This is a genomic window from Photorhabdus africana (assembly GCF_035181445.1).
Taxonomy (GTDB): Bacteria; Pseudomonadota; Gammaproteobacteria; order Enterobacterales; family Enterobacteriaceae; genus Photorhabdus; species Photorhabdus laumondii.
The window spans coordinates 37,742-59,019 of record NZ_JAXBVE010000031.1 but is presented as its reverse complement, the minus strand read 5'-3'; the positions used below and the strand labels follow the sequence as shown (position 1 = coordinate 59,019).

The 21,278-nt window shown below is 43.6% G+C and carries 20 protein-coding genes; 8 read left to right on the top strand and 12 right to left on the bottom strand.

The window, feature by feature from the left end; genetic code table 11:
- Positions 1-211: 211 nt before the first annotated feature.
- The 7 genes from nadC to yacG all read left to right on the top strand — a co-directional run bounded on the left by nadC (position 212) and on the right by yacG (position 6,353).
- Entirely contained in the window at positions 212-1,102 is an 891-nt protein-coding gene (gene nadC, locus SLS51_RS16800) for a carboxylating nicotinate-nucleotide diphosphorylase (RefSeq protein WP_323839797.1), read from the top strand.
- Positions 1,103-1,428: 326 nt separating this feature from the next.
- Positions 1,429-1,854 (top strand): prepilin peptidase-dependent pilin, encoded by a 426-nt coding sequence (gene ppdD / locus SLS51_RS16795; protein ID WP_323839796.1) that lies wholly within the window; start codon positions 1,429-1,431, stop codon positions 1,852-1,854.
- Between the two features lie 166 nt (positions 1,855-2,020).
- Positions 2,021-3,463, top strand: a complete 1,443-nt coding sequence (gene gspE / locus SLS51_RS16790) for a type II secretion system protein GspE (RefSeq protein WP_323839803.1) — start codon at positions 2,021-2,023, stop codon at positions 3,461-3,463.
- A gap of 2 nt (positions 3,464-3,465) precedes the next feature.
- Positions 3,466-4,665: a protein transport protein HofC gene (gene hofC, locus SLS51_RS16785; RefSeq protein ID WP_323839795.1), complete on the top strand. Its 1,200-nt coding sequence runs from the start codon at positions 3,466-3,468 to the stop codon at positions 4,663-4,665.
- A gap of 91 nt (positions 4,666-4,756) precedes the next feature.
- Positions 4,757-5,380 carry a dephospho-CoA kinase gene (gene coaE / locus SLS51_RS16780; protein WP_323839794.1) on the top strand — a complete coding sequence of 208 codons (624 nt, stop codon included), beginning with the start codon at positions 4,757-4,759 and terminating at the stop codon, positions 5,378-5,380.
- A complete protein-coding gene (gene zapD / locus SLS51_RS16775; protein ID WP_323839802.1) occupies positions 5,373-6,125 on the top strand; it encodes a cell division protein ZapD in 753 nt (250 codons plus the stop codon). Before coaE ends, zapD begins: the two co-directional genes overlap by 8 nt.
- 30 nt (positions 6,126-6,155) lie before the next feature.
- Entirely contained in the window at positions 6,156-6,353 is a 198-nt protein-coding gene (gene yacG / locus SLS51_RS16770; protein WP_323839793.1) for a DNA gyrase inhibitor YacG, read from the top strand.
- A 38-nt stretch (positions 6,354-6,391) separates the two neighbouring features.
- On the opposite strand, the gene mutT is transcribed toward yacG, so the two are convergent.
- The 3 genes from mutT to secM all read right to left on the bottom strand — a co-directional run bounded on the left by mutT (position 6,392) and on the right by secM (position 10,232).
- Positions 6,392-6,784, bottom strand: a complete 393-nt coding sequence (gene mutT / locus SLS51_RS16765) for an 8-oxo-dGTP diphosphatase MutT (RefSeq protein ID WP_323839792.1) — start codon at positions 6,782-6,784, stop codon at positions 6,392-6,394.
- 128 nt (positions 6,785-6,912) lie between these two features.
- On the bottom strand, positions 6,913-9,624 hold the full coding sequence (gene secA, locus SLS51_RS16760; RefSeq protein WP_323839791.1) for a preprotein translocase subunit SecA: 2,712 nt from the start codon (positions 9,622-9,624) through the stop codon (positions 6,913-6,915).
- 83 nt (positions 9,625-9,707) lie between these two features.
- Entirely contained in the window at positions 9,708-10,232 is a 525-nt protein-coding gene (gene secM / locus SLS51_RS16755) for a secA translation cis-regulator SecM (RefSeq protein WP_323839790.1), read from the bottom strand.
- A gap of 32 nt (positions 10,233-10,264) precedes the next feature.
- Here secM and SLS51_RS16750 point away from each other — a divergent pair, with 32 nt between their 5' ends.
- Complete coding sequence (locus SLS51_RS16750; RefSeq protein WP_323839789.1) at positions 10,265-10,792, top strand: DUF721 domain-containing protein; 528 nt, start codon at positions 10,265-10,267, stop codon at positions 10,790-10,792.
- 127 nt (positions 10,793-10,919) lie between these two features.
- Here SLS51_RS16750 and lpxC read toward each other — a convergent pair whose 3' ends face one another.
- The 9 genes from lpxC to murD form a co-directional block, all read right to left on the bottom strand.
- Complete coding sequence (gene lpxC / locus SLS51_RS16745; RefSeq protein ID WP_323839788.1) at positions 10,920-11,837, bottom strand: UDP-3-O-acyl-N-acetylglucosamine deacetylase; 918 nt, start codon at positions 11,835-11,837, stop codon at positions 10,920-10,922.
- A gap of 98 nt (positions 11,838-11,935) precedes the next feature.
- A complete protein-coding gene (ftsZ, locus tag SLS51_RS16740) occupies positions 11,936-13,096 on the bottom strand; it encodes a cell division protein FtsZ (RefSeq protein ID WP_323839787.1) in 1,161 nt (386 codons plus the stop codon).
- A 64-nt stretch (positions 13,097-13,160) separates the two neighbouring features.
- Positions 13,161-14,417, bottom strand: a complete 1,257-nt coding sequence (gene ftsA / locus SLS51_RS16735) for a cell division protein FtsA (RefSeq protein ID WP_011147813.1) — start codon at positions 14,415-14,417, stop codon at positions 13,161-13,163.
- Positions 14,418-14,458: 41 nt separating this feature from the next.
- Complete coding sequence (gene ftsQ / locus SLS51_RS16730; RefSeq protein WP_323839786.1) at positions 14,459-15,265, bottom strand: cell division protein FtsQ; 807 nt, start codon at positions 15,263-15,265, stop codon at positions 14,459-14,461.
- 1 nt (position 15,266) lies between these two features.
- Complete coding sequence (locus SLS51_RS16725; RefSeq protein WP_323839785.1) at positions 15,267-16,187, bottom strand: D-alanine--D-alanine ligase; 921 nt, start codon at positions 16,185-16,187, stop codon at positions 15,267-15,269.
- The gene (murC, locus tag SLS51_RS16720) at positions 16,180-17,655 is read right to left on the bottom strand and encodes a UDP-N-acetylmuramate--L-alanine ligase (RefSeq protein WP_323839801.1); all 1,476 of its coding nucleotides are present in this window, start codon (positions 17,653-17,655) and stop codon (positions 16,180-16,182) included. The genes SLS51_RS16725 and murC overlap by 8 nt, the downstream gene beginning before the upstream one ends.
- 55 nt (positions 17,656-17,710) lie before the next feature.
- Complete coding sequence (murG, locus tag SLS51_RS16715; protein ID WP_323839784.1) at positions 17,711-18,778, bottom strand: undecaprenyldiphospho-muramoylpentapeptide beta-N-acetylglucosaminyltransferase; 1,068 nt, start codon at positions 18,776-18,778, stop codon at positions 17,711-17,713.
- Positions 18,775-19,968 (bottom strand): cell division protein FtsW, encoded by a 1,194-nt coding sequence (gene ftsW / locus SLS51_RS16710; RefSeq protein WP_323839783.1) that lies wholly within the window; start codon positions 19,966-19,968, stop codon positions 18,775-18,777. Before ftsW ends, murG begins: the two co-directional genes overlap by 4 nt.
- Positions 19,968-21,278 carry a UDP-N-acetylmuramoyl-L-alanine--D-glutamate ligase gene (gene murD, locus SLS51_RS16705; protein ID WP_323839800.1) on the bottom strand — a complete coding sequence of 437 codons (1,311 nt, stop codon included), beginning with the start codon at positions 21,276-21,278 and terminating at the stop codon, positions 19,968-19,970. Before murD ends, ftsW begins: the two co-directional genes overlap by 1 nt.

The window sequence follows — 21,278 nt, the reverse complement described above, 5'->3', positions numbered from 1 at the left end:
TCACAGGCTTCATCCGTGGTTTTGGTATTAGTTTGGCGACGATTATCAGATCATAAATGAAGCCTTTTTTCTATCTAAAATATACAGTTACTGCTTAAGAGCCTGTATATGTGCTGAATCTAGATGATAAAACCAAGATAGTAGTTGTTCACTACACAACAGGGTAGCATGTTAAGATCATTAATATTGTTATCACCTCTGGAGCTTTTTAATGACAAAACAAAATTACAATGTAGATCAGCGCCGTGTTGTTCTTATGGAACACTTGCAGAACGACATTCCTGCCAGTGTAGCTCTTGCACTAAAAGAAGATCTGGGCGGAAATACAAATTTCACCTCTGATATTACCGGCCAATTAATTCCCGCAGATAAACAAGCCACCGCTGTCATTATCACTCGGGAAGATGGCATTTTCTGTGGACAACAATGGCTGAATGAAGTTTTTACTCAATTAGGCGACCAAATCTCCATTGAATGGTTAGTCAAAGATAGTGATGCAATTACAGCCAACCAAAAACTTGGCATATTACGAGGCCCGGCACAGATATTACTGACTGGTGAACGCACCGCCCTTAACTTTATTCAAACTCTCTCTGGCGTTGCAACAGAAACTAGTCATTATGTTCACCGTCTCGCCGGTCTAAAAACCCAATTACTTGATACGCGCAAAACGCTGCCAGGATTACGCACCGCCCTAAAATATGCCGTACTTTGCGGAGGTGGTAATAATCACCGCCTTGGATTATTTGACGCTTTCCTTATCAAAGAAAACCATATTATTGCCAATGGCTCTATTAAACAGGCAGTAGATAAAGCGCGTTATTCTCACCCTGATGTCCTTGTTGAAGTCGAAGTAGAAACGCTAGATGAACTCATTCTGGCACTAAAAGCTCATGTTGATATTATTATGCTAGATAATTTCACTATCCCAATGATGAAAGAAGCCGTCGCTATCACATCAGGAAAAGTCGCCTTAGAAGTATCCGGTAATATCACCCTAGATACTCTACGCAGCTATGCTGAAACAGGCATCGATTTTATTTCTGTTGGAGCACTCACTAAACATATTAGAGCATTAGATCTCTCCATGCGCTTTCAGTAATTATACCCGTTATCTTTCAAGTTGCCTCTTTGTTGGCTGCACTCGTTCACCCCGGTCACATAGTTCGCTATGCTCCCGGGGATTCGCTCCCTTGCCGCCGCGATCCATCTTGAAATCCATTGGGTATAGCAATAATAATATTGATGGTGGTGTAAATCAGCAATTGATAACTAAAAAGTTTGCGAACACCATCGTAAATATTTTTGCAAATCTTGCAATTCAAAAATCTTTTTTCGAGTCAATTCCATAACCTTCATATATCCTGTTTCATTTTTTTCTCTTTCCTTCATTCTCTATATCGCAATACAGCAACACGGAGAAAGAATATGAGAAAACAACAAGGATTTACTTTAATGGAGATCATGGTCGCTATTGCTATCATTTCCATTTTAAGTGCTATTGGTATTCCTAGTTATCAAGGATATATTCAAAAAGCCGCTCTAACAGATATGCTACAAACTATTGTGCCTTATAAATCAGGTATAGAGCTTTGCAGTTTTGAAGCTGAAGATTTCATAGGTTGCAGTACAGGAATGCCATCAATTCCCAAAGGTCATAACAGCAGATATATCGGGAGTATTTCCGTTAAAAATGGAGAAGTGGTCATTAACGGGCAACAGAGTCTTAAAAACCTCAGCGTTACATTAAAGCCGATACAAAATACACAAACAGGTACAATTAAATGGAATAATAAATGTGAATCAACAAACAGTTCATTAAAGAGCCGTTGTCAGGAAATATTTGAATTTTAATTCATTACTCTTATTAATACACATTTATACCCTATGGATTTCAAGATGCATCACGGCGGCAAGGGAGTGAATCCCCGGGAGCATAGCAAACTATGTGACCGGGGTGAACGAGTGCAGCCAACAAAGAGGCAACTTGAAAGATAACGGGTATACACAGGAAGCAATAATGAACTCACTTTCAACAGCAGAAAACACATTGATGGAAAAAGAAATTCATGATATTTGTCAACGTCACCAATCTGTTGTGATAAAAAAAGATGATAATACGATAACAATTGCCAGCAGCGAATTACCCAATGATGATTTATTATCAACATTACGCTTTATTTCCGGATGTATTGTTAATGTAGAAATTTGGCCACTGGCAAGGATCGAATCAGTATTACATCAAAATATTTCACTGAGTCATGTACCAGAGGAAAAATCCTCTCTATTACCACTTATAGCTGATACCAATACAGATGAAAATGATGCCCCCGTCATTCAACTGATTAATCAAACTTTATTAACTGCAATTCAACGGCGTGCATCCGATATTCATTTTGAACCCTTCCAACAGGGTTATCGTATCCGTATCCGGGTTGATGGCTCATTACACCTCTTGTCTTCGCCATCTCATCAAATGAATGCAAGCATTTCCGCACGCCTTAAAATAATGGCGAAATTGAACATTGCTGAAAAACGGTTACCTCAAGATGGACAATTTGATTGGTCTGACACCCGACACAATTATGCTATCCGTATGGCAACTTTGCCAACCATACACGGAGAAAAAGTTGTGCTTAGAATATTAAATACAATGCAGCAATTATCGTTAGATCAATTAGGTATTCCTGACCCATTGTTAAATCAGCTCCGACAAAAACTCGCATTACCACAAGGAATGATTTTAGTGACTGGTCCAACGGGTAGTGGGAAAACCGTAACTTTATATAGCTGCTTACAATATCTAAATCAGAATAAAAAAAATATTTGCAGTGTAGAAGATCCTGTCGAGATCCCACTGAATGGCATTAATCAGACACAAACTAATAGCAAAATCGAGCTCAATTTTGCCAAAGTATTACGGGCACTATTACGCCAAGATCCTGATGTCATTATGGTAGGAGAAATACGTGATGGCGAAACAGCCGAAATTTCAGTAAAAGCGGCACAAACAGGTCATTTGGTTCTTTCTACATTGCATACTAATTCAACCATAGATACATTATCGCGCCTACAAAATCTGGGTATTTCAGGTTATATGGCTGCTTCTTGTATCAAATTAATTATCGCCCAACGACTTGTCAGAAAATTATGTCTTCATTGCCGCAAGCAACAAACAGAAGAAACCGTTATTAATATTGAAAACAATTCTCTATTTATTAAACAATGGTTAGCAGTTGGTTGTGAGCATTGTTTCTCCGGTTATTATGGCCGAACGGCTATTTATGAATTTTTAGAAATAACTTATGATATTCAACAAATATTATCAGAACAGAATCCTAAAAATGTGCAAAAAACCATTATATCTCAAAGAAAAGACACTTTACTTTCATCCGGTATTTTATTAGTGGAACAAGGCATCACTACATTAGAAGAAATTTATCAAGTCACAGGTCAGGAATAGTAATGAAAATTCATTATCTTTATAATTGGCACGCAGTGAACAACAAAGGCGAAATATCAAAAGGGAAATCACTATGTGATAACAAGAAAGTTTTATATCAGCAGCTCATTCATTCTGGATTGCAACCTTATAATATAAAATGTGAAAAATTGATATTCTATCATCAACAACAAATTGCCTACCGTTTGAATTTCATTCGTCAATTGGCAACACTATTATCATCAGGAATGCCATTATTAAATTGCCTAAACATTCTTATTCGCGAATGTGGTCATCCATTATGGCACTGTGTATTATTAGATATTAGCAAGAAAATTACCCGTGGAGAATCATTTTCCTCCTCATTAAAAAATTATCCATTTCTATTCCCACCTTTATTTTGTCAACTTATTTCTGTTGGTGAATTAACCGGGCAATTAGAAGTCTGCTGTCAATTATTGGTTAAACAACAGGAGCAACAAGATAAGTTACAGAAGAAAATAGCAAAAGCACTGCGTTATCCTCTGATTATTACCATTGTTGCCAGCATCATTATTTTATTGATGCTTATTTTTGTTTTACCTGAATTTGAACATATTTATCATTCATTTGATGCACAACTTCCTCTGCTCACCCGCAGTTTATTAATCACTTCCAACTGGCTGATTCAATATGGTGGCTATGGTGTTATTGGATTAATTATACTACTTCTATTTTATCTACAATTACGTCAACGCCATACAATATGGATTACTCGTGAAAAAAATCTAATGTTACGTTTACCCGTCATTGCAAAATTAATTAGTTGTCAGCAATTAGGGCAACTTTTCCATATTCTGTTTATGACACAAAAAGCCGGCCTGACACTCACCGCAGGGTTAGACAGTGCTATTGCATCAATAAATCATCCGGTATTTCTGCAAGCGACTAAATTCTTACGAGCCCAAATTAATCAAGGGGTACCAATGAGCGAAACACTGAAACAACAATCTTGTTTTCCTGCTCTGTGTCAACAATTTGTCAGTGTTGGCGAAGAATCTGGCAATCTGGAACTGTTATTAGGAAATCTCGCTAATTGGTACCAACAACAAGCATTGGAGATTTCTGATAGTATGACACAGTTACTAGAACCAATACTTATAGTCATAATAGCGATTATTGTCGGTACGCTATTGCTCGCAATGTATTTACCCATTTTTCAGCTAGGTACGATACTCACCTAAAGTAAAAATGATTCCATAGCTTTGTCTCTAGGTCATCTGCCTCCTTTCAGTTACAATCCTGAAATATTATCAAGTAATATTAAGGGATAGGATGACTTATATTATTGCACTCACAGGTGGGATTGGCAGTGGTAAAACCACTATCGCCAATGCTTTTGCAACGCTTGGTGTCCCTCTTGTTGATGCAGATATTATTGCCAGAGAAGTCGTTGTTCCTGGAACGCCTGCTCTACAAGCCATCACAGAACACTTTGGTCATGACATATTGACACCCGATGGTAACCTTAACCGAGCACTGTTACGCCAGAAAATATTCACAAACAATCAAGAAAAACAGTGGGTTAATCAACTTCTTCACCCTCTAATACACCAAGAAACCCGACGGCAATTAGAACAGATAACAGCACCTTATGTTATTTGGGTTGTTCCATTATTAGTCGAAAATAATTTAAGGCATCTGGCAGATCGGATTTTAGTCGTTGACGTTTCACCTGAAATACAAATTAGCCGGGTAGCCACTCGTGATGGTATTAGCTACCAGCAAATTGAAAATATTTTGGCTGCCCAGGCATCCCGTAGCGAGAGACTGGCTTATGCCGATGACATTATCTCAAATCATGATAACGTACAGGCCATTACTCCTCGGGTTGCCGAACTACATCAACAATACTTAAGATTAGCTGAATCAGCCAGACAGGACAATCATGATGAGTGACACAACTTCTACAATCATTTTTGAACACCCACTGAATGAAAAAATGCGAGCATGGTTGAGAATTGAATCTTCCCTACAACAACTCACCAGTCAACGCCATTTAAACTCACTGGCAAGCAGCCTCGCCTTTTTCCGCACAGTGACTGAGTTACTTGAAGTGCTAGAACGAGGGGAAGTACGTTCAGAATTGCTAAAAGAATTAGAACGTCAACAGGCAAAATTAAAACAATGGGCTGAAATACCCGATGTTGATATAAATATCGTCAATAGTTTCAGATTAAAATTGAAAGAACGGGCTATTGCATTAAGTAAAGCACCACGATTGGGGCAATCCCTTAAAGAAGATAAAATTATCAGCCTGGTGCGCCAGCGTCTCAGTATTCCCAGTGGTTGTTGTGGTTTTGATCTACCCACCCTACATCTATGGCTTCACTTACCACAATCAGAAAGAGATAAAATGGTCGCATTCTGGATTGGCAGTTTGCTACCTCTCCAACAAGCCTTGGAAAGTATTTTAGAACTCATCCGCCAATCGGCTATTTTTCGTTCAGAAATCAGTAAAAACGGTTTCCATCAGAATACAGCAGAAGGCGCAGATTTACTCAGATTGCGTTTGCCATTAACACCTTTATTGTTTCCTCAAATTTCCGGTCATAAGACCCGCTTTGCTATCCGTTTTTTACCATTGGATAGTGAAAAAGGCTCCGTGCCTGCTCATTTACCATTTGAATTAGCATGCTGTTAATATTACGAACTAATTATCAGGAAAATTATTATGTCTGAATTACTCACGATTGAATGTCCAACATGTGGTAAGACTGTGGTTTGGGGAGAAATAAGCCCATATCGCCCATTTTGTAGTAAACGCTGTCAATTAATTGATTTAGGCCAGTGGGCAAATGAAGAGAAGCGGATACCAAACCAAAGTGAAAACTCCGATAGTGATGATTGGAGTGGACAAGCTGAGCAATAATAAATAGCCGCGTTATTAATAATGCGGCTATTAACAACTCAAGCGGTAAGTAATGCAACAATGCTACGATTAGCAGGCGGGAATTCATCAGCAATTAAATCTTTCTGTAATACCCACCGAGAAAGTTGCCCTTCTTTACCGAAAGGTTCATTTTCCCATTCATCCACCAAGAAGAAATACAGGGTAATCAACCTGTCAGGAAAATCATGTTCAACCGTTTTTACCCGCTCATAATGAGTCACTGTAATACCAATTTCTTCCTGTAACTCACGTATTAAAGCCTGTTCAGGCGTTTCTTCTTTCTCAACTTTCCCACCAGGGAATTCCCAGAAACCACCCATATGGGCATCAGCATGACGCTGAGTAATAAAAATTTCATGTTGCGTATTTCTGATAATCCCAGCGGCTATATGTAGGTGTTTCTTTTCCATATTACTCTTACTTCTTCGTCTATTCTTTTTGATTGCTCAACAACCAAATGCTATATCCAACGTTGCTCACTTAAAACTAAATTCACTTAAAACTAACAGTAAAAAGGCGGTTTCCCGCCTTTTCATCGTTACTGCAAGCGCCCGTGGCAATGCTTATATTTTTTACTCGATCCACAAGGACAAGGATCATTACGGCCTACTTTACGAGCTCCACTGGCAATCTGAGCTTCTGTTGTAGACATCAATGCGCCTTTTTCAACCTCATGGCTTAATTGCTGTTGCCTTGCCAAGCGTTCAGCTTCCGCCCGGCGCTGTTGCTCCAATGCCTCTACTTCTTCCGGCAATCTCACTTGGACTTTGCTCAATGTACTAATCACTTCATACTTCAGCGATTCCAGCATGCTTGCAAACATAGCGAAAGATTCACGTTTATATTCCTGTTTCGGATCTTTCTGAGCATAACCACGTAGATGGATACCCTGACGTAGGTAATCCATTGCTGCCAGATGCTCTTTCCACAACATATCCAGAGTCTGCAACATGATACCTTTTTCGAAATTACGCATCATTTCAATGCCAACAATCTCTTCTTTACGTTTATAGACTTCAACAGCCTGTTCAAGGATACGCTCACGCAACGTCTCTTCGTGTAACTCAGGCTCTTTATCCAACCACTCTTTGATCGGCAGCTCTAAATCGAAATCAGTCACTAAACGTTGCTGCAAACCTTCCACATCCCACATCTCTTCCAGAGATTGAGGGGGAATATAAGCATCGATGGTTACTTTAAATACATCTTCACGAATGCTACCAATGGTTTCACTAACATCACTCACATCCAGCAAATCGTTACGCTGAGCATAAATAGCACGGCGCTGATCGTTAGCAACATCATCGTACTCTAGCAATTGCTTGCGTATATCGAAGTTACGGCTCTCTACTTTACGTTGAGCATTGGCAATGGCTTTAGTTACCCACGGATGTTCAATCGCCTCACCCGGTTTCATACCCAGTTTACGCATCATGCTAGTGACACGATCAGAGGCAAAAATACGCATCAGTGAATCTTCCATTGATAAATAGAAACGGGATGATCCCGCATCCCCTTGACGCCCGGAACGCCCGCGTAACTGATTATCAATACGACGAGACTCATGACGCTCCGTACCAATAATATGCAAACCACCCGCAGACAGAACAATGTCATGACGTTCCTGCCATGCGGCTTTAATCTCTTCAATCTGAGCTTCTGTGGGCTCGGTCAATTTAGCAATTTCTGCCTGCCAACTACCGCCGAGCATAATATCTGTACCACGACCAGCCATGTTAGTCGCAATGGTTACCGCGCTCGCTTGACCCGCCTGAGCAATAATGTCCGCTTCCATTGCATGAAATTTGGCGTTAAGTACGTTGTGCTCGATACCCGCGTTAGTCAGTTCACGGGAAACCAGTTCAGATTTTTCAATAGAAATAGTTCCCACCAATACAGGCTGCCCCTTGCTGGTACGTTCGCGGATATCTTCAATGATAGCTTCAATTTTTTCAGCTTCGGTCATATAAACCAGATCTGGCAAATCATTACGGATCATTGGACGGTTTGTCGGAACCACAATGGTATCAAGCTTATAAATAGAGCTAAACTCAAACGCTTCTGTATCTGCCGTACCGGTCATACCCGCCAGTTTTTCATACAATCGGAAGTAGTTTTGGAAGGTAATTGAAGCTAGGGTTTGGTTTTCATTCTGAATTTCTACACCCTCTTTAGCTTCAACAGCCTGATGCAATCCATCAGACCAGCGACGCCCCTGCATAGTACGACCCGTATGCTCATCAACAATAATGACTTCACCATCTTTCACGATATAGTCAACATCACGGGTAAACAGCGCATGGGCACGTAGTGCGGCTGTAACATGGTGCATTAACATGATATTGGTTGGCGAATATAGGGACTCACCTTCTTCCATCAAGTTGGCTTCCGCCAGTAATTGTTCAATCAAAACTAAACCGCGTTCCGTCAAGTTAACCTGGCGGGATTTTTCGTCGACAGAAAAATGACCTTCTCCCTGGAAAGTCTCTGAATCATCTTTTTCCTGACGAATCAATTTAGGGATCAACTTATTGACTTTGATATAAAGCTCAGAACTATCTTCAGCAGGGCCAGAAATAATCAATGGCGTCCGTGCTTCGTCAATCAGAATGGAGTCAACTTCATCCACTAGCGCATAATGTAGCTTACGCTGAACACGCTCTTCTGGGCTAAATGCCATGTTGTCACGAAGATAGTCAAAGCCATATTCGTTGTTAGTACCATAGGTAATATCCGCAGCATATGCCTGGCGTTTAACGGGTGCCGGCATACCTGGCAGATTAATACCAACACTCAACCCCAGAAATTCAAACAATGGGCGGTTATTTTCGGCATCACGCTGCGCCAGATAATCATTCACAGTGACTACGTGAACACCACGCCCAGTTAATGCATTCAAATAAGCAGGCAAAGTCGCTGTCAGTGTTTTACCTTCACCAGTGCGCATCTCCGCAATACAACGTTCATTCAAAACCATCCCACCCAGTAACTGAACGTCGAAATGACGCATAGCAAACACGCGCTTACTTGCTTCACGTACTGTTGCAAATGCTTCAGGTAACAGATTTTCCAGCGATTCGCCTTTTTCCAAACGGGCACGGAATTCAGCTGTTTTACCCTTCAATTCATCATCAGACAATTTTTCAAACTCTGGCTCCATGCGGTTGATGACATCAACAACTTTACGCATACGACGCAGTGTACGGTCATTACGACTACCAAAAACCTTTGTTAATAATTTAATCAGCATAGTTAATTACATCTCAAATAAGGCCGTTATCTCGCAGCCAGCAAATAGTTATTTATTTCGAAAATTTGTAAAAAAACGAAGATTCAGAGGTAAGCAGTAGGACCTGCACGGATACCTTGGGCTTTAGCAATCCAAAACGTCGGAGTATAAGAAGATTGTGGTGCAACATTCAGGAGCGGTATATCTAAAACCGGTTCAGGTGGCTTAGGTTCCCGAATTAATAGTGTATTGAGGGTTTCCAGCACAAGCTGCTGAATGCTGGAAGAACTTAACCGGATACTTTGTTTTGCTGTTTCATCGCTCATAGGTTGCGTAACAGAAAAAGCAAAAGAAAGCTGTCTGATCACGTTACGTACAGCATGTTGTTGCCAGTAATTAACGCCATTGGCTGGCTGGTGTTGAACATTCTGCAATGAGAATAGATTATCAAAAGCCGATAAAGCCTGATTTTGCCAACTCTGGCTAGGCGAGGTATTAGCTTGTGAAATATTATCGGTAACACCCGCTAAAATGGTAGGAACGCCAATACTTGCCGCAACCACCCCTAATAACAGATGTGACCAAAAATAACGTCTGCCAAATTGTCGCCAAAGATTTAGAATACCCATTAATCCTTCATCATACTGGAGCTACTTTCACTATGCGCGATAGCCGCCCACAATCACTAGATGTTCTTTTTGAAGACGCCGCTGCCATTGAGAAAAGCCCGCTTCATGTTATCCAGCAACGTGCCGTCGCTTTGTTAAAACTTAACCGTGCCGTTGTCAGCTTGCTTCCCGCACCATTACATCCGTGGTGCCGGGTCGCTAATTATCGCAAACAAATTCTGGTACTGGAAGCAGGAAACGCCAGTTGGATGACCAGATTACGTTACGAGCTACCAATGCTGCTTTCTGCACTAAGAAGCGAAATTCTACCATCATTGTCATCTATCGACATCAGGATTAACCCATCACTCATGATTAAGCATAGCAATAGTGCGCGGAGCTTCGCAAAAACGATGGGCGATGATCATAAAACTTTACCGACACGTCAGTTAAGTCAAGAGAGTGCGAAAGAATTAATAACGCTAGCGAACCGTAGCCCAAAAAAGCTGAAGGAAAGATTAGAACGACTAGCTGCACTGGCCGGAGAGAGTGCCAGCACAGCTAAAACAACTAAGCGATAACGCTAAATAAATTTAAGTGTTAACGCTGAACAGTATTAACGCCGAGTAAAAAACATCAGCGAGAACAAAATTACTGATAACATAACTCACTGATATATTATTGAATTATTATCAGCATACTAGAGAGTTATGCCATTACAGTTGATGGAGCACGAAAAGCCAATGGCATTTCAGCTTCATCTTCGAAAGTAGTCAGCTCCCATGCACTTTCTTGCGCCAGAACTGCCTGCAATAGTTTATTGTTCAACGCATGACCAGATTTGAACGCAGTAAATGCACCAATGATGTTATAGCCACACATAAACAGATCACCAATTGCATCCAGCATTTTATGACGGACAAATTCGTCTTCAAAACGCAAGCCATCTTCATTAAGCACACGATAGTCATCAACAACAATCGCACAATCAAAGCTGCCACCTAAACACAACCCTTTAGATTGTAAGTACTCAATATCACGCATAAAGCCAAATGTACGTGCACGACTGATTTGACGAACAAACGCTTCTGCCGAGAAATCCAGACAGTAACGTTGAGTACTTGAATCAATCGCAGGGTGGTTGAAATCAATAGTGAAATCCAGACTGAAACCATTATAAGGTGTCATCACTGCCCACTTATCACCCTCCTCCACACGCACGGTTTCCTTAATACGCAGGAATTTTTTAGATGTGTTCAACTCTTCAATACCCGCATCCAGCAGCAGGAAAACAAACGGGCTGGCACTACCATCCATAATGGGAATTTCTGGCGCATCAACTTCGATAATAATATTATCGATACCCAACCCCGCAAGCGCTGCATTCAGGTGCTCAACCGTTGAGATTCGCACGTCATGCTCATTTACCAAGCAAGTACAGAGCATAGTATCACGCACGGATTTTGCATCTGCCGGAAAATCAACCGGTGGATTCAAGTCAGTGCGGCGATAGATGACCCCAGTGTTAGCCGGTGCTGGGCGCATTGTTAGCGTGACTTTTTTACCGGTATGTAAACCGACACCAGTCGCCTGAACAATACGTTTAAGTGTCCTTTGTTTGATCATCGTTTTATCTCGCAATGTTATCCATCCTGCCAACCACTATACACTATGATTGGCGGGCAAGTTTAGCACAAAAAGCGGAGAATCCAATTTTTTAGCTATTAATCGGCCTGTTTACGCAAAAATGCAGGAATATCCAAATAATCGGGCTCCTTGCTAGTTTGTACGCTTTGGTCATTCACCACTTTTGCTGCTGGTTTATTTTCTTCAGACAATGAAGACATACCGCCAGACATTTGCTGATGACGGTGTTCCATTACGCTTGACTGAGAAGATTTATTGGTAACCAACGTAATTTCAGGACGTTTATCCATACCAATACCCGTGGCAACCACCGTCACACGCAACTCATCATTCATGTCTGGATCCAGAGAGGTACCAATCACGACAGTTGCATTATCAGATGCAAATGCACGGATCGTGTTACCCACCGTTTCAAATTCATCCAAACGCAGATCAAAGCCAGCAGTAATGTTAACCAGAACACCACGAGCGCCTGACAAGTCGATATCTTCCAGCAATGGGCTGGATATCGCCATCTCAGCGGCTTCTTCCGCACGATCTTCACCCTGTGCAATACCGGAACCCATCATAGCGTAGCCCATTTCGGACATCACGGTACGCACATCAGCAAAGTCAACATTCATTAGACCTGGACGCGTGATCAGTTCAGCGATACCCTGAACCGCACCTTTCAAAACATCATTCGCTGCGCCGAAAGCGTCCAGTAGTGAAATACCGCGGCCAAGCACTTTTAACAGTTTGTCGTTAGGGATAGTAATCAATGAATCTACATGCTTAGACAATTCAGTGATCCCTTGTTCGGCAAACGCCATGCGCTTCTTACCTTCGAAATTGAAAGGCTTAGTCACCACAGCAACTGTCAGAACCCCAAGCTCTTTTGCAATTTCAGCTACTACAGGCGCTGCACCAGTACCGGTACCACCACCCATACCGGCAGCGATAAATACCATATCGGCACCATCAAGCGCGGTGCGCAATGCATCCCGATCTTCTTGAGCAGCAGTACGACCAACTTCCGGGTTTGCCCCAGCCCCCAAACCTTTAGTAATACCATTACCAATCTGGATAGTCTGGCCGACAGCAGTTTTACGCAATGCCTGAGCATCCGTATTTACTGCAAAGAATTCAACACCTTCGATGCGTTCACGCACCATGTGCTCAACAGCGTTACCGCCGCCACCGCCGACGCCGATGACTTTAATCACCGCGTCATTGGTTAATTCTATTGGTTCAAACATATAGTTTCTCTCCGCTTTGTGCCTTTATACCGAGACTAAAAAAAAGTTCAGCCTCTGTATAAAATTAAAACTCTTTTTTCAGCCAGCTACTGACTCTCTTAAACCAACGGCTCACTGAAACATGTTTTTCAATATCCGCATCACCATTAAGATGAGAGGCTTTTCCATAATGCAGCAGCCCTACCGCTGTTGAATAATAGGGTTGCTGCGCATAGTCCGTCAGACCAGTAATATTAAGAGGCTGGCCGATACGCACCTGAGCATGGAACACACGCTGAGCACATTCAGCCAAACCATCAATCTGAGCACCACCGCCAGTCAAGACAATACCCGCCGCCAGATGGTGTTTAACCCCCTGCTGGCGTAACTGTTCCTGCAATCGCAAGATTTCATCATTCACTAAATTCAGTAATTCGATGTAACGCGGCTCAATGACTTCAGCCAACGTCTGACGCTGTAAGCTACGTGGTGGGCGTCCACCGACACTAGGTACCTCCACACTTTCATCTTTGCTGACCAACGAACCTAGTGCACAACCGTGGCGTACTTTTATCGTTTCTGCATCGCTTGGTGGCGTGCCAAAGGCATAAGCAATATCACTGGTGACAACGTTACCGGCATAAGGAATAACTTTGGTATGACGCAGCGCTCCGCCGGTATACACCGCAATATCCATCGTCCCGCCGCCAATATCTACCACGCAAACGCCCAATTCACGCTCGTCTTCGGTCAAAACAGCATAGCTGGCAGCCAACCCGGAAAAAATAAGCTGGTCGACTTTCAAACCACAGCGTTCAACCGCTTTTGCAATATTCTTCGCCATATCATTATGACAGGTAATCAAGTGAACTTTCGCCTGCATACGCACACCGGAAAGCCCCACCGGATTTTTAATGCCTTCCTGATAATCGATAGCATATTCTTGCGGAATAACATGCAGTATTCGGTATTCATCACGTACACGAACTGATTTGGCAGTATGAACAACATTGTCTACATCTTCCTGAGTAACTTCCTCTTCGGAAATAGGAACCATCCCGATTTCATTCTGACAACTAATATGTTTTCCAGATAACGCCAGATAAACAGAGGAAATTTGACAATCAGCCATCAATTCAGCCTGATCGATAGCTCGCTGTACACATTTAACCACCGACTCCAAGTCGTTGACACCGCCTTTATCCATACCGCGGGATGGACAGCTTCCCACCCCGATAATATTAACCATACCATCGGGCAGAATTTCACCAACAAGGGCAGATACCTTTGCTGTGCCAATCTCTAGGCCAACTACTAATTTTCTGTCCGTCGATTTGATCATCGTTGTTCTGCCTGCCTCATATAATTATTGCCAGTAATTGTTTATTGCCCTTTGACCGGAGCATTAGGATCACCAATGAGTAAAGGTGCCCAACCTACCGCGGCACCACTGTCATAACGCAAATCCACGTAATCTACCCTTTTCTCTGTGTTCTGCTGTAACAGCGGATAAAGCTCGATAAAACGTTTAATACGGCCTGTTGTATCCATTCTTCCCAGCTTTAGCTGGATATCATTATCCAGCATCAGTTGCCAGGAACGACGCGCAGTCATTGCCGCCGCTTTTAATTTCAGTTTATTGGCAGCGAGAAGTTTAGCCATGGCTCGGTAACCATCAAGTACTTCTTTTTCACTGCCTTGTGGGCCATAAAGCATCGGGAAATACCCTTTAGCTCCCCATTCAGCCGGAATGCTGAATACCTGACCTTCGGCATTCAGCATCTGTGTGTCATTCCAGCGCACATAAGGAACATATTCTACCAGATGAATTCTCAGTTCATCAGGCCACTGTTTACGGACAGTGACTTGCCTTATCCACGGCATCCGTTCAATTTGTTGCTGAATGATATTCACATCCTGAGTCATGAAAGTTCCCGGTTGCCCTAATGACAAAATTGCCTGCCGGATATCATCGTTGGTAGTGTAGTGACGCTCACCCGTTACCACCAGTTTTGAAATAGGCAATCTATTAGCATCTTTCATCCAGTTAAGGACGGCCAAACCTCCCCAAAGAATGGTCCCAAGCACCATCAGGAAGAAGATAAGCCCTGCCAGGTAAGAGCCGTTACTAGGACGGGAACTGCTATTTTCATTATCCCGCCCCCTCACTTTCAGGGCCGCTTGAGACATATCAATCAGCCAACTCCAAAATCTTTACCACCAACTGTGAAAAACTTAATCCAGCCTGACGCGCAGCCATCGGTACCAAGCTGTGACCGGTCATCCCCGGAGAGGTATTCACTTCCAACAGATAAAAATCACCATCAGTATCCATCATGACATCAACTCGCCCCCAACCACTGCATCCAACTGACTGATAAGCTTTAAGCGCCAGTTCTGTCAACTGCTGCTCTTTTTCATCACTTAAGCCACTTGGACAAAAATATTGCGTTTCTTCAGACCAATATTTTGCATCATAGTCATAAAAAACAGCAGCGGGTTGAATACGAATAGAAGGTAAAGCCGTATCACCAAGGATGGCTACTGTGTATTCCGGGCCGTACAACCATTTTTCTACCAGCAAGTCAACGTCATAACGAAACGCTGCCTCTAATGCGCCACGCAACTCTGAAATCTCATTAACCTTAGTCATACCAACACTGGAACCTTCCAGACTTGGCTTAACAATTAATGGCAAACCTAAATCTGCTACATATTCTTGGAGTTGAGAATCCGTCAATCGTTCAAATTGCTGAGAATTAATTGAAACATATGGCGAAACAGTCAACCCAATTCCCTGCCATACCTGTTTTGTACGCAATTTATCCATTGACAGTGCAGAGGCCATCACGCCACTGCCGGTATAGGGTAACTGCAAAAATTCCAATACCCCTTGCAAAGTACCGTCTTCCCCACCACGCCCATGAAGCGCGATAAAGACTTTCTCAAATCCGGCCTCTTTAAGTTGAGTCACAGGAAAATCTTTTGTATCAACTGGATGTGCATCAATACCCGCTTCTCTCAATCCAGCCAACACGGCTTGTCCCGATAACAGCGAAACTTCACGCTCAGCGGAAGTTCCCCCCAACAGTACCGCGACTTTCTCAGCCATTGCGTTTTTCCTCATTCAAAGATGGCTGTAATTTTGTTTCAGCCAGATTACGCGCTATTTTGCCTATATTGCCGGCCCCTTGAACCAGAATTAAATCATGACCATCCAGCACCTGTGCCAACGCAGTGGTCACCTTTGCCGGATCAGAGACCAAAATCGGATCTAACTTACCGCGGCTACGGATAGTACGGCACAACGAACGACTATCAGCCCCCGGAATAACCACTTCACCCGCAGAGTAAACATCCAACATCAGCAATATATCTACCTGATTCAATACATTGGCAAAGTCATCGTACAAATCACGGGTTCGGGTATAACGATGAGGTTGAAATATCATCACAATCCGTTTATCCGGCCAGCCAGCACGAGCGGCTTTAATAGTTGCATCCACTTCCGTTGGATGATGACCATAATCATCAACCAACATTGCACTGCCCCCTTTGCCGTTAACATGTTCCAGAGGAAAATTCCCCAAAAAATCAAAACGGCGCCCGGTTCCCTGAAAACCTGCCAACGCAGCCAAAATATCACTGCCAGAAATCCCTTCCTCCGTCGCAACAGCCACTGCCGCCGCCGCATTCAGCGCATTATGGCGACCCGGTGCATTCAGTACGACTTTCAGATCCGCCATATCTTGACGACTAACAGTAAAATATCCCTGAGCACCTTTTTGCTGATAATGGGTAATACGGACATCGGCTTCTTCACTAAAACCATACGTCGTGATATAGCGCCCAACACGAGGAATTAACTCTTTGACAACCGGATCATCAATACACATCACTGCACGCCCGTAAAAAGGTAAGTTGTGCAAGAAGTTGATAAACGTCTGTTTCAAGTTTTCGAAGTCACCATGATAGGTATCCATATGGTCTGCTTCGATATTCGTAATGACCGCCACCATCGGCTGCAAATGCAAGAAAGAAGCATCACTTTCGTCAGCTTCCGCAATTAAATAACGGCTACTGCCAAGACGAGCATGCGTTCCTGCCGCTTTAACTAAACCACCATTAACAAACGTGGGATCTAAACCAGCCTGTGCATAGATGCTAGAAATCATCGCCGTTGTAGTTGTTTTGCCGTGAGTCCCGGCTATAGCAATACCATGACGGTAGCGCATCAGTTCTGCCAACATCTCCGCTCTGCGAATAACCGGAATTCGGGCCTCACGAGCTGCAACAATTTCCGGGTTATCCGCCTGAATTGCGCTTGAAGCCACAACAACACTGGCATCCAGTATATTTTCAGGACGATGGTTAAAATAAATCTGAGCGCCCAATTTAGTCAGTTGCCGAGTTACCGGGTTTGGCGCCAAATCAGATCCACTAATCTGATAACCTTCATTAGCCAACACTTCGGCGATCCCCCCCATGCCAGCACCACCGATGCCAACAAAGTGGATATGCCTGACTTTTCTCATCTCAGGCACGAAAGCTCTTAATTTCGCCAGTTGTTGTGTATTCACGTTTTCTTCTTCACTATATATGTTTGCTTCACCGCCCCTTTTAAGGCGGTGTAAATCATTTTTTTGCCGCATCGATTAATGCCGCCGATACTCTCTCAGTTGCATCAACAATTGCTGCTGAACGGGCTTTTTCCGCCATTTCCAGCAATTGTGGCCGTTGCCACTGAGTTAACAATTCGATTACTGCATCAACCGTAAATTGGGGTTGTTCCAGTATTTTTGCAGCGCCAACTTTTTCTAGAGGTAACGCATTCCAGTATTGCTGACGATCTTTATGCTGAAATGGCACAAAAATCCCAGGTAATCCCGCCGCTGACACTTCACTCACCGTCAACGCGCCAGAACGACAAATCACCACATCAGCCCAAGCATAAGCTTGTGCCATATCGTCAATAAATTCAGTAATCTTATGTTCGCATTTAACTGAATTATCATAGGCATTCTGCACACTTTCTTTAGCCCCTTTGCCTGTCTGATGCCAAAGAGTCATTTTATCACCCATACGGGCAGCAATTTCAGGCATTGTCTGGTTAAGAATTCTCGCCCCCTGACTGCCGCCAACAACCAGAACCCGAATCGGACCTTCACGCCCTGTCAAACGTTGTTTAGGTATAGGCAGTGCCAACACATCTTCACGGACAGGGTTACCAACAACGGGCGCTTTTGGAAATGCGCCGGGAAATGCTTGTAAAACAGTCGTAGCGATTTTAGCCAGCCACCGGTTTGTCAGCCCGGCAATACCATTCTGCTCATGCAACACAACCGGAATACCGCACATCCATGCAGCAATACCACCGGGACCAGAAACATATCCCCCCATGCCAAGTACAACATCTGGCTGATAGCGACGTATAATCGCCTTTGCCTGACGGATTGCCTTGAAAATTCGGATCGGGGCAGCTAACAATGCTTTGATCCCTTTACCTCGCAGACCAGAAATCTGAATAAATTCAATGTCAATGCCATGTTTCGGTACTAAATCGGCTTCCATACGATCCGCTGTTCCCAACCAGAGAACATCCCAGCCCTGGTCTTTTAAATGATGAGCTACAGCCAACCCTGGGAAGACATGTCCTCCAGTTCCACCTGCCATCACCATCAAACGCCGGGTTTTGCCACTCATCGGGGGCTCCTTACAAACGCCTGAGCTTTTGCCAAGCGTGTTTCAAAATCAATTCTTAATAGCAATACGATAGCTGTCGACATAATCAGCAAACTTGAACCACCGTAACTAATCAAAGGTAAAGTCAGACCTTTAGTCGGTAACATACCTGCGGCGGCCCCAACGTTAACCAGAGCCTGGAAACTGAACCAGATACCTACCGAACAAGCCAGAAAGCCCGAAAAACGCTGATCCATCTGTAATGCGCGACGACCTATCGTCATTGCGCGAAAAGCGACGAAGAATATCATTAACAACACCAAAACCACACCTACGTAACCTAATTCTTCTGCCAAAACAGAGAAAATAAAGTCAGTATGTGCTTCCGGCAGGTATTCCAGTTTCTGTACTGAATTTCCTAGCCCTTGTCCTAAAAATTCCCCACGACCAAAAGCCATCAAAGATTGCGTTAATTGATAACCCTTGCCATATGGATCTTCCCAAGGGTCCAGAAAGGAAGTTACACGGCGTATACGGTAAGGTTCAGCAATGATTAACAGAACCACCGCGAACACCCCCGAACCAATAATCGCGAGAAACTGCCATAACTTTGCCCCGGCCAGAAATAACATTGCCAACGTTGTTACAAACAGTACAACCACCGTTCCCAAGTCAGGTTGAGCCAGAAGCAACACCGCTAACACGACCATCACGCCCATTGGCTTACAAAATCCCCAAAAGTTATTCCGCACTTCCTCTACTTTGCGCACCAAATAACTGGCGAGATAGCAAAATAGAGAAAGTTTCGATAACTCAGCAGGTTGAATTCTCAAAGGCCCAATGGCAATCCAACGCGATGCTCCATTGACTGAATTTCCCACGACCAGAACAACCAGCAACAAAATAACGGAAATAAGCAGCATCAGGTTGCTATAACGTTGCCAGAAATCCATCGGGACACGCAGTGTGATCAATGACACCCCGAAAGCCAGCAAGAGATAAATCGCATCACGCTTAGCAAACAGAAACGGATCTTCTGCAAGACGTTGCCCAACCGGCATTGATGCTGATGTCACCATAACAAAGCCGATAATTCCCAATCCGAGTGTCAGCCAAACCAGTGTGCGATCATACAACACCATATTGGTGGCATCAGTTTCACGGCCACCAATAACCCAGTCTTTTAATCTACTGAATCCCGGAATAGACATCAGCCCAACTCCTCTGCCAAACGAGTAAACTCATGACCACGCTGTTCAAAATTACGGAACTGATCAAGGCTTGCACAAGCAGGAGATAACAGCACCATGTCACCAGCCACCAGCCGCGGAGCAATATCACGTATCGCCTGTTCCATAGTTTCAGTCAATGTCGCTATTTCCGGGCGTAGTTGCGCCAACTGTTCTCCATCCCGACCAAAGCAGTGGAGCTGAACTTTATTCCCGCTCAGGAAAGGTTTAAGCGGAGAAAAGTCTGCCGACTTACCATCACCACCTAACAGTAAATAGAGCGTGCCCTCTAGGTTCAGACCATCGAGCGCCGCTACCGTACTGCCAACATTGGTCGCCTTAGAATCGTTAATCCAACGCACCCCGTTGTTCAGACGAACAAGCTGGAAACGATGATCAAGCCCCGGATAAACCGTCAATGTTGTCAAACTGGCTTCACGAGGAATACCCACCACATCAGCTAAAGCCAATGCAACCAACCCATTGACGTGGTTATGCCGTCCAGTCAGCTTAATTTCATTTGTCGCCAACAGTGATTGGTTGTGAACTTTCAAACAGGCATTTTCACTATCAAGCTGGTAGTCACCACAATCGACACCAAAGCTAACACAACGGCTATCCATACCCATTTCAGGCAGTGTCAGGGGATCTTGAGCATTCACAATGCATCTTTTCGCCTGATGATAAATTCTCAATTTAGCCGCCCGGTACTGAGATACGCCCTGAGGGTAGCGATCCATATGGTCCTCAGTCACATTAAGCACAGCGGCGGCTGTTGCGTTCAGGCTATATGTAGTTTCCAACTGGAAACTGGAGAGCTCCAAGACATAAAGCTGACAAGATTTCTTCAACAATTCTAATGCAGGTAGGCCAATATTACCGCCAACACCCACCTGCCAATTAGCCGCTTTCGCCATTTCACCGACAAGACTGGTAACGGTACTTTTACCATTAGAGCCCGTAATGGCGACTATCGGGGCTATTGCTTCACGGCAAAACAACTCGATATCACCAACAATTTCAATACCTGCATTAGCCGCAGCCTGCAATTCCGCCGTTGCCAAGGCAACGCCCGGGCTTACAACAATCAAGTCAGCATCCATCAACCAGTCAGCATTCAGGGTTCCACTGTGACACTCAACACCATCGGGCAGTTTATCCTTGCCGGGTGGTGCCGCACGAGTATCCATCACTCGCGGGATCACGCCTCGTGCCATAAAAAAGTCAACACAGGAGAGACCCGTCAGCCCCAACCCGATAACGACGACTTTTTTACCCAAATAATCCGCCAT